The organism is Pseudotenacibaculum haliotis (genome assembly GCF_042684245.1).
GTDB lineage: Bacteria > Bacteroidota > Bacteroidia > Flavobacteriales > Flavobacteriaceae > Polaribacter > Polaribacter haliotis_A.
Window position 1 is genome coordinate 920453 of the sequence record NZ_JBHULH010000001.1, and the last position, 15041, is coordinate 935493.

At 35.8% G+C, this 15041-nt stretch carries 11 protein-coding genes; 5 read left to right on the plus strand and 6 right to left on the minus strand.

The window, feature by feature from the left end; genetic code table 11:
- Nucleotides 1–4: 4 nt before the first annotated feature.
- The 3 genes from ACFSRZ_RS04450 to ACFSRZ_RS04460 form a co-directional block, all read right to left on the minus strand.
- Nucleotides 5–3130: a UvrD-helicase domain-containing protein gene (locus ACFSRZ_RS04450; protein ID WP_379665315.1), complete on the minus strand. Its 3126-nt coding sequence runs from the start codon at nt 3128–3130 to the stop codon at nt 5–7.
- 72 nt (nt 3131–3202) lie between these two features.
- A complete protein-coding gene (locus ACFSRZ_RS04455) occupies nt 3203–4039 on the minus strand; it encodes a ZIP family metal transporter (protein WP_379665316.1) in 837 nt (278 codons plus the stop codon).
- Nucleotides 4039–4692: a metal-dependent transcriptional regulator gene (locus tag ACFSRZ_RS04460; RefSeq protein WP_379665317.1), complete on the minus strand. Its 654-nt coding sequence runs from the start codon at nt 4690–4692 to the stop codon at nt 4039–4041. Before ACFSRZ_RS04460 ends, ACFSRZ_RS04455 begins: the two co-directional genes overlap by 1 nt.
- Nucleotides 4693–4797: 105 nt before the next feature.
- Here ACFSRZ_RS04460 and ACFSRZ_RS04465 point away from each other — a divergent pair, with 105 nt between their 5' ends.
- Together ACFSRZ_RS04465 and ACFSRZ_RS04470 are read left to right on the plus strand one after the other, a co-directional pair.
- Complete coding sequence (locus ACFSRZ_RS04465) at nt 4798–7158, plus strand: TonB-dependent receptor (RefSeq protein ID WP_379665318.1); 2361 nt, start codon at nt 4798–4800, stop codon at nt 7156–7158.
- A gap of 13 nt (nt 7159–7171) precedes the next feature.
- The gene (locus ACFSRZ_RS04470; protein ID WP_379665319.1) at nt 7172–7663 is read left to right on the plus strand and encodes a thioredoxin family protein; all 492 of its coding nucleotides are present in this window, start codon (nt 7172–7174) and stop codon (nt 7661–7663) included.
- A gap of 53 nt (nt 7664–7716) precedes the next feature.
- Here the strand turns inward: ACFSRZ_RS04470 and ACFSRZ_RS04475 are convergent, their stop codons facing one another.
- Nucleotides 7717–8307, minus strand: coding sequence for an outer membrane beta-barrel protein (locus tag ACFSRZ_RS04475; protein ID WP_379665320.1), 591 nt, complete (start codon nt 8305–8307; stop codon nt 7717–7719).
- A 133-nt stretch (nt 8308–8440) separates the two neighbouring features.
- Here ACFSRZ_RS04475 and mfd point away from each other — a divergent pair, with 133 nt between their 5' ends.
- The 3 genes from mfd to ACFSRZ_RS04490 all read left to right on the plus strand — a co-directional run bounded on the left by mfd (nt 8441) and on the right by ACFSRZ_RS04490 (nt 13417).
- Nucleotides 8441–11770, plus strand: a complete 3330-nt coding sequence (mfd, locus tag ACFSRZ_RS04480; RefSeq protein ID WP_379665321.1) for a transcription-repair coupling factor — start codon at nt 8441–8443, stop codon at nt 11768–11770.
- Entirely contained in the window at nt 11771–12634 is an 864-nt protein-coding gene (locus tag ACFSRZ_RS04485) for a DMT family transporter (RefSeq protein ID WP_379665322.1), read from the plus strand.
- Nucleotides 12635–12700: 66 nt separating this feature from the next.
- Nucleotides 12701–13417 carry a DUF6503 family protein gene (locus ACFSRZ_RS04490; RefSeq protein WP_379665323.1) on the plus strand — a complete coding sequence of 239 codons (717 nt, stop codon included), beginning with the start codon at nt 12701–12703 and terminating at the stop codon, nt 13415–13417.
- Nucleotides 13418–13528: 111 nt separating this feature from the next.
- On the opposite strand, the gene ACFSRZ_RS04495 is transcribed toward ACFSRZ_RS04490, so the two are convergent.
- Both ACFSRZ_RS04495 and dprA read right to left on the minus strand, forming a co-directional pair.
- The gene (locus ACFSRZ_RS04495) at nt 13529–13843 is read right to left on the minus strand and encodes a GIY-YIG nuclease family protein (protein ID WP_379665324.1); all 315 of its coding nucleotides are present in this window, start codon (nt 13841–13843) and stop codon (nt 13529–13531) included.
- Nucleotides 13844–13884: 41 nt separating this feature from the next.
- Nucleotides 13885–14985: a DNA-processing protein DprA gene (gene dprA / locus ACFSRZ_RS04500; RefSeq protein WP_379665325.1), complete on the minus strand. Its 1101-nt coding sequence runs from the start codon at nt 14983–14985 to the stop codon at nt 13885–13887.
- Nucleotides 14986–15041 lie beyond the last annotated feature (56 nt).

Genomic DNA, 15041 nt, shown 5'->3' on the forward strand with positions numbered 1-15041 from the left:
TACTTTAAAATTCTTCTATACTAATAGATTCATTAATGTAAATAAGAATCTTTTTTTCTGTACTATATCCCAACCATTGCAACACGGTGGAATATCCATTTAATTGCCTGTGATGCTCTTCTTGTTGACTTCCGGTTTTGTAGTCGATAATAACTACTTTGTCTTTATCTGTAAAGACCAAACGATCAGGTATAACTAATTGACCATTTTGCCCCATTATTTCACGCTCATTAAGCACTTGAACTTCTTTAGAAAAATATGTTTCCAGTTTGCTATCTGTTACAATAGCATTGATGAGGCTCTTAACTTCGGATACTTCTTTTGCATCCAAGCTACCTTCTTCTAAATAACGTTCTACAACTCTTTCTACATCTTCTTTTGTTAAGATATGAGACATCATTTCGTGAATCAAGTCACCAAAATCAATAGCTTCTCCTCTTTTTGTCCCCCAAAACTTCGAAGAACTTGCCAGTAAATCTATTTGATGATCTTTCCATGATGTGCTTATGAAGGTTTGATGTTTTCTAGCTTGGGAAATCGGCTTTTTTTGTTTGCTTTGCTTTTCTCTACTACCAAAAGAATACTCTTGCTGATCATCATTCCAAAGTTCTTCGGATTGTAAAAAGGAAATAAAAACTCCCGAAAAATAGTTTGTGTTCACAATACCTTTGCTGGAAATCTTCTTTTCTGTAACAACATACAATTGTTCCGCAGCTCTTGTTAAGGCTACGTATAAAAGATTAAAATTATCCAACTCCAACTCTTGTCTTCTCTGCTTATAAAGAGTCATTCCTTCATTACTTACATATTGAATGTCTTTGGTAAGATTCACCATCAACTCAGGAAAATCAGTATCATTTGTTTTTAACCAAGCTTTTGGCTTTAGCTCTCCATAAATATGTACATCGCAAGGGAAAATAACTACCGGGAACTCCAATCCTTTAGATTTATGAATTGTCATAATCTTTACAGCATCGGGATTTTCAGAACTTACCACACTTAACTTGTCCTTTTTTAGATTCCAAAAATCTAAGAACTCTTGCACACCGGCTTCTTTCTTTTGCTGTAGTAAGACTTCATCTAAAAAGAACTGTACATATACATCTGGAGTAGTTTGAAGGTGAAAAGATCTGATGATCTGTTCTATTTTCTCATAAATTGGCAATTGTTGAAAATCTACAATATCAAAATGACAACCTTGTTCTCGTAAAGCTTCAAAAAAACTTTGAATGTCACTCTCTATATGTGTTTCAAAGAAAGCATGTTTATCTTCTGTAACATGCAAATGCTCGTATAAAAAATCTAAAAGGCTCAATAGAGATTCTTTGTCATTAGGATACAAGGTGTATCGTAAGAAATCGATCAAGAAATTCACTTTCTTACTATTGGTAAGCAATAATGTTTCTGAAGAAACAATTTCAATTCCGTTTTCAGAGAGGTAATTGGCCACAGCCACTCCTTCACTCTTCTTTCTTGTTAGAATACATACATCACCTAAAGAAAAACCCGAGTCGAGAGATCGAATGATTTCCAGTACTCTCTTAGGATATTTGAGTTGATCTTCTTGCTTACTCTCAGCTTTCTCTATAAAGGATACTGAAACATATCCTCCTTTATTCTCATTTTCTTTTTGATAAGATTTGTCTAAGAACAGTTCTTTGTATGAAAGGTTCCCAATAAACTGTGAGGCGTATTTGAAAAAGGAATTATTAAAGCTTATAACTTCACTATAACTTCGATAATTTACTTCCAGTTCTCGTACACTTTTAGGAATCAAAAAAGGATTATCTGAACCTTCATTATCTGATCCCAAACCAATGAACTGCTCTGCTTTACCTCCTCTCCAACGATAGATTGCTTGCTTTCCGTCACCTACCAATAATAAACTTGTGTTTTCTTGAGATAGGGAGTTGTCTATTAAAGGAATTAGATTTTTCCACTGCAAGACAGATGTATCCTGCATTTCATCAATAAAGTAATGGGTAAACCTCTGACCTATTCGCTCATATATATAAGGAGCAGGTTGATCTTGAATGTGATCTGAAATGAGTTGATTGAATTCTGCATTCAATCGCAAATTGTTTTCTTCTTTGATCTCATTCAGTTCTTGATTGATATGATTTAACACTGCCAACGGAATGATGCTTCGTAACACCAATCTGCTTGTGATCAAACTTCTATATAAATATTCTGATTCTTCGTACAAACGAAGGAGTTCAGGTAAAATCCCTTCAATAGCTGTTTTTACATCATCCGGCTTGGATTTTGCATAAAACATACCTTCTTCTATTCTTGTTTTTAGACTGCTGGCATCAAAAAATTTAGCCGTTCCCGGATCTTTACTTAATGCCAAAAAGTGATTGGGCAGCATTGATCGATAAAAATCTCCAAACTCTAGATTCATGGTATCAATTATCTTTAATGCTTCTGCACCAATTGCCTTGATTTTTTCTGTAGCTTCTTTTTGATGATTTGAAAGTTTTCGTTGCAATGCTCTAAAATCTTTCAACGATTTGTCTGTCAAATTTCTAAAGTGAGCTACATCTTCCTCATTCAATAATACTCGCGCAAATTCAGAGAGATCTCTTGAAATATCCCACGATCTATCATCATCTGTCTTTTCTAAAGAGTAGTCTATCAACACTTCTGTTAACTCTTTATTGGTTCCAATCCTTGAGATTAGAACATCAATGGCTTCATCTAACAATTCTTGTGCATCCATCTCTACCTCAAAATTCTGACTCAACCCCAGATCAAAAGCAAAACTTTTGATAATCTTATATGTGAAGCTATCAATAGTAGTGATATAAAAAGCCGAATAGTTTTGTAGTATGGCCTGTAAAATCTTCTCACTTCTTTTTTGAAGTGTATTTCTATCAATTGCTGTTTCTTCTAAAATGATCTTAGAGATTGCTGTTTCCTCATTTTCGGAAAAATCCTTGAGGTTTTTCAAGACCCTTTCTTTCATCTCAGCTGCCGCTTTGTTGGTGAAAGTGATTGCCAGAATTCGTTGAAAAGTGAAAATATCTTCGTTAGATAAGAGAATCTTCAAGTATTCTTTAACCAAAGTAAAGGTTTTACCGCTACCTGCGGAAGCATTGTATACCTGAAAAGTTGATTCTGACTGCAAAGAATTATTTTGTTGCAAAATACAAAAAGCCAAACAGAAATTGTTTGGCTCTTCGTTTATTTCTTATGTGTTTTACCCTAGTCCTACGTCTAGTGACATCATCACAATAAAGCCACCTATAAATCCTAATGTGGCAATATCTGTATACTTGTCTCTCTGAGTTTCGGGAATTACTTCTTCTACTACAACAAAGATCATAGCACCTGCAGCAAATGCTAATGCATAAGGTAAAATTGGCGTAAAGAAAGAAACTGCCAACGCACCTAATACAGCAGCTATTGGCTCTACAACTGCAGATAATTGTCCGTACCAAAAACTCTTTCTTCTGCTTACTCCTTGTCTTCTTAATGGCATGGCTACAGCAAAACCTTCCGGGAAATTCTGAATTCCAATACCAATGGCCAATGTAATTGCAGCAATAATCATCTCTGTTTGTTCTACACCCACCAAAGTAGAAGCAGCTCCAAAAAGCACTCCAACTGCCAAACCTTCAGGAATGTTATGTAGGGTAATTGCCAATACTAGCAAAGTTGTTTTATGCCAATTGGTCTTTACTCCTTCTGCTTCAGACTCTTTAAAGTTGATATGTAAGTGTGGTAACCATTTGTCCATTCCAAACAATGCAAGTGCTCCTAAAGCAAAACCAATTGCCGAAGGAATGACTTTTACAAAGCCTTCTCCCGGACTGTTGTCTATGGCTGGTGATAACAAACTCCAAAAACTGGCAGCTACCATTACTCCTCCTGTAAAACCTAGCATTCCGTCTAAGACAGCTCGATTCATTTTCTTAAAGAAAAAGACCAAACTAGCTCCAAGAGCTGTTAATCCCCAAGTGAAAAGCGAAGCATATAAAGCTGCTTGAATGGGATGCTCTTTTCCAAAAGCCACTAATTGATCAAATGTGCTCATTATGATTGTAAATAAATATTGTTTGAAATTTTATTTGAAATTGAAATCTGTTTTCCTTCTACAGCAATTTTTAAAGAACCATCAAAAGGCTCAATTTGCACAACTTGTATCTTTTGCCCTAAGGAGATCTCATGTTTACTTAAATATTGTAAGAATTCTGTTGACGAATCATTTACTCCTACACAAATTCCGAATTCTCCTTCTTTTAGTGTAGCCAACAATCTTTTTTCAATATTATGAAAGTTTCCTTCTTTATCCGGGATCGGGTCACCATGAGGATCGGTTTTTGGGAAACCTAAAAAGGCATCCAATTCATTGATCAGCTTTGGAGATTTAATATGCTCTAATTGTTCAGCAACATCATGTACCTCATCCCAGGAGAAATTCAATTTATCAACCAAGAACACTTCCCATAGACGATGTTTTCTAATCACATTAGCAGCTGTCTTTCTTCCAAGATCTGTTAAAGTAACTCCTTGATACTTTTTATAAACCAACACATCTTTATCTGCCAGCTTCTTAATCATATCTGTTACCGAAGATGCTTTGGTATCCAACTTTCTCGCAATAGCATTGGTACTGATTCCTTTTCCGGAAACAGCTTCAAGGTGAAAAATTGCTTTTAAATAATTTTCTTCAGAAAGAGTAAACATAAGCGATGATCAACGAGGCAAATATAGTTTATTTTTAGTTATTTAAAAATATTTTTAGGCAAGTCTAAAAATTTAGTTACTTTTGTCAAAAAATTTAATCATACAATGGGATCAAAATCCTTTATATATATTCTTTTACTGTGCTTTAGCTTCTCTCTTTATGCACAAGACAAGGCCACTATCAACGGAAAGATCAGCTCTTCTAGCGAGTCTGTACCTTTTGCTTTTATTTATGTAAAAGATGGCACTGAAGGAACCAGTGCTGATGAAAACGGAAAGTATCAACTGGAAGTTGCTCCCGGAAAATTAATAATAGAAGTAAGTTCTCAAGGGTATCGAAAAGTTTCAAAAACAATTGAGGTTAAAGCAAAAGAGAACCTTACTTTAAACTTTGAACTGATTGAAGATCTTTTGGGACTGGATGAAGTTGTCATCAGTGCAACTCGTAATCGTGTAGAAAAGCGAAATGCTCCAGTGGTTGTATCAACTTTAAAAACTCGCTTGCTTACGGCTACCCAATCGCTCTCTATGGCAGATGGGTTAAATTATGCTCCCGGAGTTCGTGTTGAAACGAATTGCCAGAACTGTGGATTTACACAAGTTCGCCTAAACGGTTTGGATGGAGGTTATACTCAGGTTCTTTTGAACAGTAGGCCTGTGTTTACTTCTTTGATCGGGGTATATGGTTTAGAGCAAATTCCAACTAATATTATTGAACGCATTGAAGTAGTTAGAAGTGGTGGTTCTGCACTTTATGGTTCAAGTGCTATTGCAGGTACTGTAAATGTAATTACCAAAGACCCTATTTTAAATACTTGGGAAATTGGTACCAACTTAGCCTTGGTTGATGGCGAAGCGATGGATCGTTCTGTTACTTTTAACACATCTATTGTTGCTGATGATCTGAATAGCGGAATCTCTCTATTTGGAACTTACAGAAACAGAGAAAGCTATGATGCTAATGGAGATGGCTTTACCGAACTGGTAGAACTAAGAAATACTACCGTAGGTGCAAAAGCATTTATAAAACCTACAGAAAAAAGCAAGATTTCCATCAACTTAAATTCTATTAAAGAATACAGACGTGGTGGAGATAAATTAGATTTGGCTCCACAGTTTACAGATATTACTGAAGAGTTGGATCATGATACTTTTATTGGAGGTGCAGAATATGAAGTATATAGTAAAGACGACACCGGAAAGCTTCAAGTATACACATCGGCTTCTTATACAGACAGAGGAAGTTATTATGGAGGTCTTGGTGGCGGAAGAACTCGTCAAGACAGTATTTTGGCCAACAATGCTTTTGGAACCACCAAAGATTTGGCTTGGATCAACGGAATTCAGTTTACCAAATCTTTGAAGAACAATGATGTTCTAACTACAGGGATTGAATACAATCATACGAATACTGAAGATCAGATTCCGGGATACAACCGCTTGATCGATCAGAAAGTAAACTCTCTGGGCGCTTATGCTCAGTACGAGTGGAAACCTTCTGAGAAGTTTACTGCTTTGGTTGGAGCTCGCTTAGACAATGTAAATGTAAATGGAAGTTATTCTATTGGAGGTATTGACAGAGCTGTAGATGTTAATCAAACCGCTTTCTCTCCTCGCCTAACCATTTTATATCAATTGACGAAAGATCTAAAATTCCGAGGTGGTTATGCCCGAGGTTTTAGAGCTTCACAAGCATTTAATGAAGATCTTCACATTTCGAGTGTAGGTGGAGAGCCTCAGTTTGTAATTTTATCGGACAATTTAAAAACGGAGTTTTCTAATGCCTATACGGGTTCTTTTAACTTTTCTAAGAATGTAAACTTGTTGCAAATGGATTTCTTACTGGAAGGATTCTACACTACACTTCAAGATCCATTTACCTTGGTAAGTACCGGAGCTGTATTACCTAATGGTTCTATTTTGGAAGAAGTTCGTAATGGATCGGGAGCTAAGGTATACGGGTCTAATTTTGAGTTTGGTGTTTCTCCTAATCCTAAATGGCAGTTCCAAATTGGAGGAACCATTCAGCGCTCTACATACGACGAACCTCAGGTTTTGTTTGAAACTGACGGAACTCTGGGCGAGTCTGATGTAATTGTAGATGAGTTTGTAAGAAATCCAAATTTCTACGGATATATGAATGCTTCTTGGATTCCGGGTGAAGTGTTTAATATAGATGTTACGGGAACCTACACAGGATCGATGACAGTTCCAAGAGTGATTAGTGATACCGGATTTTTACAATTGAATGAGGTAGATTCTTTTTTCGACCTAAATCTAAAGTTAGAGTCTCACATCGACTTTAACGAGAATTTTATGACGACTTTTTCTTTGGGTGTAAAAAACCTCTTCAACAGTTATCAGAATGATTTTGATACGGGTCCAACCAGAGATTCAGATTATATTTATGGTCCTAATGCACCGAGAACCTTTTTCTTTGGAATTAAATTTGGGAAATTGCATTAGGTACTAAGAAATTATGAAGAGTATAAAATACAGTGTGATTTTGTTTCTTTTCTTAGGGTTGACATTGTCAACTCTAAAAACCTCTGCTCAAGCACAAAAGATCAATTGGATCTCTTTTGAGCAACTGAGTGATTCTTTAGCTATAAAACCGAAAAAGGTGTTTATCTCTTTTTATGCGGATTGGTGTGCCTACTGTAAAAAAATGGACAAGGTAGCCTATCGTGATTCTAAAGTTATTGAGATTCTGAATGCCGAGTATTACGCTGTAAAAATGAATGCCGAAACTCGAGATACGATTGTTTTTGAGGGCAAGAAATTTTATAATAAAGAAGCGGGTAAAAAGCGACGCCCTACTCATGAGATTCCTTTGTTATTGGCTTCACGAAAAGGGCGACCTTTTTCTTTACCGGCTATGATTGTTTTGGATGAAAAGTTTCGAGTAACCGGTCGTTATTTTGAGTATTTATCTCCTAGAAAAGTGATAAATATTTTAAATGAAGAATAAAAAAATCAGAAGCTTTCGCTTCTGATTTCAAATATCTTTTTTGCTATTATTGCTTACCTCCTACGGCCGTCCCACAATCTGTATACCAATACTCTTGGGCTCAAACTGTACACCAATCCTACTGAGAATTGAGAGTGTGAACGCATACTTTGAATATCGTCTGGAGAGTATTTATATGTTCCTTGTGCATTTAAACCCCAATGGTGAGAGAACCAAAATGTTCCTCCGAAAGAGAAATTTAATGTAGGTGATGCTTTAGATCCTTCTATAGTACTAGGCGCTCCAACGATACTTCCTCCAATGGCGATATAAGGAACCAAATTTTCGTCTGATAAGTTAAAATCATAGCGAACGTTTCCGTCTAACGAGAAGTAATTAAAGGCATTGTTATAAAAACCGTCTACCTTATCTATAAAACTTAATGTAGCTCCTGCGTCTAAAATAATCCCAGAAAACATATATCTAGAAACTGTAATTTTAGGAGCTTGGATATTGTATCTCTCTTTCAATGGGCTATTAAACCCTGCATCCCCGAAATTTATAAAAGAACCACTAACACCAACGGTCCATTTATGTTCTTTGTTTTGAGCAAATGTTGTACTGAAAGTACATAGCAAAATTGCAATCGCAATAATTCTTTTCATATGATTGTTTTTACCCCTCGGTTAGTTACCTTATAACTAAGATTTGCCAAAGTTATTGTATTATCTCACAAATTCAAGTTTTTAGCTATTATTTAATGAGGAAGGCTGTACATTTGCAGAAAATTATTTTTCGTTGAGCAAACAGGCTATTGTCACTCAGTATCAAAAGTCTGCAAGAACATCGCAGATTTTAAAAGAGATCCAACGAGAACGACACCATTTTCAGATTACGAATTTGGTCGGGTCGTCGTTGTCTTTTGTCATTTCCGAAACTTTTAAAAACGCCGAAAAGCCTTATGTTCTTATCTTTAACGATAAGGAAGAAGCTGCTTATTATCTGAATGATCTAGAGCAATTGATTGGCGAAAAAAATGTACTCTTCTATCCCGGATCTTATCGAAGACCTTATCAGATTGAAGAGACAGACAACGCAAATATTCTACTTCGTTCTGAAGTATTGAACCGCATCAATTCTCGAAAGAAACCTGCTATTATAGTTACCTATCCGGATGCTTTATTTGAAAAAGTAGTCACCAAAAGAGAACTAGAAAGAAATACTTTAAAAGTATCTATCGGCGAAAATCTTTCGTTAGATTTTGTCAATGAGGTTTTGTTCGAGTACAATTTTAACCGTGTTGATTTTGTAACTGAACCGGGCGAATTTTCTGTTCGAGGTGGAATTATTGATGTATTCTCTTTTTCTAATGACGAGCCTTATCGAATTGAATTTTTTGGAGATGAAGTAGATAGCATTAGAACTTTTGATGTAGAAACACAGCTTTCTAAGGAGAAACTAAAGAAAGTAAGTATCATGCCCAATGTAGAGAACAAAGCTCTGCAAGAAAAACGTGAAAGCTTTCTAAAATATGTCTCATCTAAAACCATTGTTTTTACCAAAAATGCAGACCTGCTGGCTGGGCGATTGGATAAGTTGTTTGAAAAAGCAGTAGGTGCATTTGAAGAGTTATCAAAAGAATTAAATCACTCACAACCTAAAGACCTGTTTTGCGATGGTAGCTTTATCAAAGATCAACTGAACGACTTTACAGTCGCTCATTTTGGCGCAACGACTCCTCTTAGCTCAGAGATTGTATTCAATACAAGTCCGCAGCCTTCTTTTAACAAGCAATTCGATCTACTGATCGAAAATTTGAACGAGCATCACTCGAAAGGGTTTCAAAATTTTCTTTTCTGCGCCAACGATCAACAAGCACAGCGTTTTGAAGATATTTTTAACGATATAGATCAAGAGGTTCATTACCAAACTGTTGTTTTTCCACTACATCAAGGGTTTATAGATACGGATGAAAAAATCGTTTGTTATACAGATCATCAAATCTTTGAGCGTTATCATAAGTTTCGTCTCAAAAACGGGTACGCTAAAAAGCAATCCATCACCTTAAAAGAACTCAACAATTTAAGTGTTGGTGATTATGTAACACACATCGATCATGGAATTGGAAAGTTTGGTGGTTTGCAAAAAATTGATGTCGAAGGGAAAAAACAAGAAGCCATTAAACTTATTTATGGCGATCGCGATATTTTGTATGTGAGCATCCATTCACTTCACAAGATCTCCAAGTTTAACGGAAAAGACGGAAAACCCCCTAAGATCTACAAATTGGGATCGGCGGCTTGGAAGAAGATCAAACAAAAAACGAAAAAACGAGTTAAGGAAATTGCCTATGATCTTATTCAACTGTATGCAAAACGAAAAATGCAAAAAGGTTTTGCCTACGGTCCAGATACACATATGCAACATGAGTTGGAGGCAAGTTTCTTATTTGAAGATACTCCCGATCAGTTTACCGCTACTCAAGATGTTAAAAAAGACATGGAGAGTGAGCAACCTATGGATCGTTTGGTCTGTGGTGATGTTGGTTTTGGAAAAACTGAGATAGCCATAAGAGCTGCTTTTAAAGCTGTAGACAACGGTAAGCAAGTAGCTATTTTAGTTCCTACAACCATCTTAGCTTTTCAGCATTTTAAAACTTTTTCCAGACGACTGAAAGGCTTCCCGATCAAAGTAGATTATCTAAATAGGTTTAGAACTACCAAACAGCGCAATGGTGTAATTGAAGGGATTAATGATGGTAGTGTAGATATTGTAATCGGAACACATCAGCTAACCAATCAGAAGATCAAATTCAAAGATCTAGGATTGCTTATTATTGATGAGGAACAGAAGTTTGGAGTTGCTGTTAAAGACAAACTAAAGACATTGAAGGAAAATGTTGATACTTTGACACTAACCGCCACGCCGATTCCAAGAACGCTACAATTTAGCTTGATGGCTGCTCGTGACCTGTCTGTAATCAGCACACCGCCACCCAACCGTCATCCAATTGACACGCAAGTAATTCGATTTAGTGAAGAAATTATTAGAGATGCCATTACTTATGAGATTTCCAGAGGTGGTCAGATCTTCTTTATCCATAACAGAATTGAGAATATTAAAGAGGTAGCGGGAATGTTGCAACGATTGGTTCCGAATGCTAAAATTGGAATTGGTCATGGGCAAATGGAAGGAAAGAAGCTAGAAAGCCTGATGCTTTCTTTTATGAACAATGAGTTTGATGTTTTGGTTTCTACCACAATTGTAGAAAGTGGTTTGGATGTAACCAATGCCAATACCATCTTCATTAACAACGCCAACAATTTCGGACTTTCAGATCTACATCAGATGCGAGGTCGTGTAGGACGATCTAACAAGAAGGCTTTCTGTTACTTTATTACACCACCTTATCATATGATGAGTGATGATGCTAGAAAACGAATTCAAGCATTAGAAATGTTCTCAGATTTGGGAAGCGGAATCAATATAGCCATGAAAGATTTAGAAATTCGTGGTGCCGGAGATTTGCTAGGTGGAGAACAAAGCGGATTTATTAATGATATTGGTTTTGACACCTATCAGAAGATCTTAAGTGAGGCTATTGAAGAGCTAAAGGAAAATGAATTCAAAGAATTATACAGTTCGGAAACCAAAGGTCCTAAGGAGTTTGTAAAAGAAGTACAAATTGACACAGATTTTGAGATTCTTTTCCCTGACAATTACATCAATGCTATTTCTGAACGATTGAATTTGTACAATGAGTTGTCTACTATTGAAAGTGAAGATGCTCTTCTTGAGTATGAGCAACGAATGATAGATAGATTTGGAGAATTGCCAATTCAAGCTATTGATTTGTTAGATAGTGTTCGCATCAAATGGCTTGCGAAACAATTAGGGTTGGAAAGAATCATTTTAAAGCAAAAAAGAATGATCGGGTATTTTGTTTCTGATCAGCAAAGTGAGTTTTACCAAACCGAAGCTTTTACCAGAGTTTTAAAATACGTTCAGCAGCACTCTAAGAGTTGCGTAATGAAAGAGAAACAAACCAAAAGTGGTTTGCGATTATTGATTACTTTTATCAAAATTGATAGTGTACACAAAGCATTGGAAACTTTAAAAAGCATCTAATTGTCAGACAACAAACACTTACAGCATTTATCGGGTTTACTCCTCGCTACTCTATTCATCAGCACATCTGGTGTATTAGGAAAGTATATAGCAATGCCTTCTGAAGTGATTGTTTGGTTTCGCTCTTCTTTTTCTGTAGTATTTCTCTTTATATTCTGTCGATATAGGAATATCAATTTAAAGATTCAATACAAAAAAGAGCATTTTCCGTTCATCGTTGCTTCCTTTTTCATGGCAGCACACTGGATCACTTATTTCTATGCTTTAAAACTTTCTAATGTAGCTCTGGGAATGCTTTCTTTATTTACATTTCCGGTAATTACAGCTTTGTTAGAGCCATTTTTCACCAAAAAAAGGCTGAACCCTATTCATATTGTCTTAGGTATTATTGTCTTGCTAGGAATCTATATTTTGGCTCCGGAGTTCAACTTGGAAAGTTCTGATGTAAAAGGCATTTTATTTGGTATTCTATCGGCTCTTTGTTATGCTATAAGAATGTTGATCATGAAACGATATGCTAAAGATCATCATGGTTCTATGCTCATGTTTTACCAAACACTTATTATTACGGTTGTTTTAGTACCTGTATTGTCCTTTATGGATCTATCCGGATTCCAATCTCAGTTCCCTTATCTTATTCTTATTGCCTTGCTCACAACTGTTATAGGTCATAGTTTGATGGTACATTCACTAAAATTCTTTTCAGCTTCTGCGGCAACCATCATCAGTAGCATACAGCCAATTTTCGGAATCATTCTGGCCTTTTTCTTCTTGAATGAGATTCCGCATGTAAATACCTATATCGGAGGTGCTTTGATTCTGTCAACCGTAATTATTGAAAGTATTCGTACAAAAAGACAATAGATAGCTTAACAAAATTTTATTATCAATTCCCCTATCTTTCCTTTATCTTGTGAGAAATCAACAATCATGCGTTATTTTGTTTTATTACTGGTTATCTCTTTAGCAAGTTGTAGTTCTCCGGAGAAACAACTCTCAGGAAAAGAACTTCTTGAAAAAAGCATTCAATATCACGATCCAAAGGGTCAATGGAGCACTGCGGAGTTTACGTTGAGAATTCAAGAACCTAGAATACAAAACCCCGAACGGTTTTCTCTTGTATACATGAATAATAAGAATGGGGCTTTTAAACTTATGAGAAATCGTGGCGAGAAAATAGCTTCTTATGGTGTAAATACTGAAGGAAATGTGACCGTTTTATTGGATAACAAATCTATAGAAGATTCATTGGCTATTAAGAAGTACATGTTGCAACCGGAGAGAGTAAATATTTATAAAAACTCATATCACACCATGTTAGGCTTGCCTATGTCGCTAAACAAGACATTGGTATCAAAAATAAATACTGTTTCTGAAGCTAATTTTAACGGAGTACCGGCTTATAAGTTAGATATTGAGTTAAAAAGAAAAGTCTTTTCTAATCATTGGACTCTTTATTTTTCAGATAAAGATTTTAGCTTATTAGGGATTGATATCGTTTCTCTTAATGATCCTGAAAATGGTGAGCGTTTGTACTTTGAAAAGAGTATTCAAATTGGTGACATGACCATGCCAAGAATGAAACATTGGTATGATCTAAACGAAACTTACTTAGGATCTGATATCATTGTCTATGAAATTAAATAATCTGTATTTAGAATGGTATTTATGGTAGAATGATCTCTGGATTCCCGATTTCTCGGGAATGACAAGGGGTAAGATTGATTTGTCATTCCCAACTTGATTGGGAATCCAATTCTAGTCCATTAGAATATCGTCATACCAATCATTTGCCAAATCATTCCATTCGTTATTTTCTTTCTCCAAAAGCTCAATTTTCCATGCTCGATTCCACTTTTTTAATCGCTTTTCTCGAGTTATCGCTTCATTTACATCTTGGAAAGTCTCATAGTAGACCAATCTATTAACTCCATACTTCTTGGTAAACCCTTTTTTAATTCCCATCTTATGCTCATAAACTCTTCTTTGTAAGTTATTAGTCATTCCAATGTAAAGGGTACCGTTTTTTTGACTGGCTAAGATGTACACAAAATACTGATGGTTCGTTTTCATGATTACTATTTTTCTGGATTCCCGATTTCTCGGGAATGACATTAGCGCAATTCAAACAATTTTCCCGGCAAGGGTTTGATTACTCCTTTGAGTTCCATTTGCAAGAGCTCTGAAGCTAATTGATACGTAGGAATTCCTGTTTCTAAAGCAATCACATCTAGCAATTGCTGATTATTCTCTTTCAAATAGTCATAAATCTTTTGCTCTACGCTTGTCAATTCCACAAACAAGCTCTTTTGAATTGGTTTTGCTTCTTTTGGAGCACCCCAATTCAACAATTGCACAATATCTTCCGAAGATTCCAATAAATGAGCTCGATTATTTTTTATCAATTGATTGCAACCTTTACTCATAAGATCATTGGTTTTCCCCGGAACAGCCAACACCTCTCTATTGTAAGAATTGGCAATATCAGCGGTTACCAAAGAGCCTCCTTTTTCTGCAGACTGTATAATGATGGTTGCTTCAGACAGTCCTGCTACAATTCGATTGCGCTTTAAAAAATGTTCTCGTAAAGGCTCATCATCATGAAAAAACTCAGTAAAGAACCCTCCGTTTTTATTCAGTTGATGTATATATTTTTTATGACTCCTAGGATACACTTTTTCCAACCCATGTGCCAAAACCGCAATGGTTTGTAAGTTGTTCTTAAGAGCAGATTTGTGGGCGCAGATATCAACTCCATAAGCAAACCCACTTACAATTATCGGGTTATAAGGGCTAAGATCTTCAATAAGTTTCTCACAGAAGTCACGACCGTAGTTTGTCATGTTTCTTGTACCAACAATAGAGATGATCTTTTGTTGAGAAAGCTGGATGTTTCCATCTTCAAATAATAGTATGGGAGCATCAATACAGTGCCGGAGGTTTAAGGGGTAATCTTCATCTAAAAAATATCGATATCTGATATTATTATTGTTAATATAGTTCAGTTCTTTTTCGGCAATTCTGAGTGTTGACTCATCATGTAAATACTCAATAGCCAAGCTTCCGATTCCGTGAATTTTTTGAAGTACGTGTTTCTTTTCAGCAAAGACTTGTTCTGCGCTTCCAACTGTAGCGATCAGCTTTTTTACCAAAATATCACCAATGAGTTTTGTTTTTTGCAGTCGTAAAACGGCAAGAATTTCCTTCTCTTTCAAATTGCAATTATTTGATTTTCAAGTTACAAATTTATTGTTGATAATTAATTCTGAGT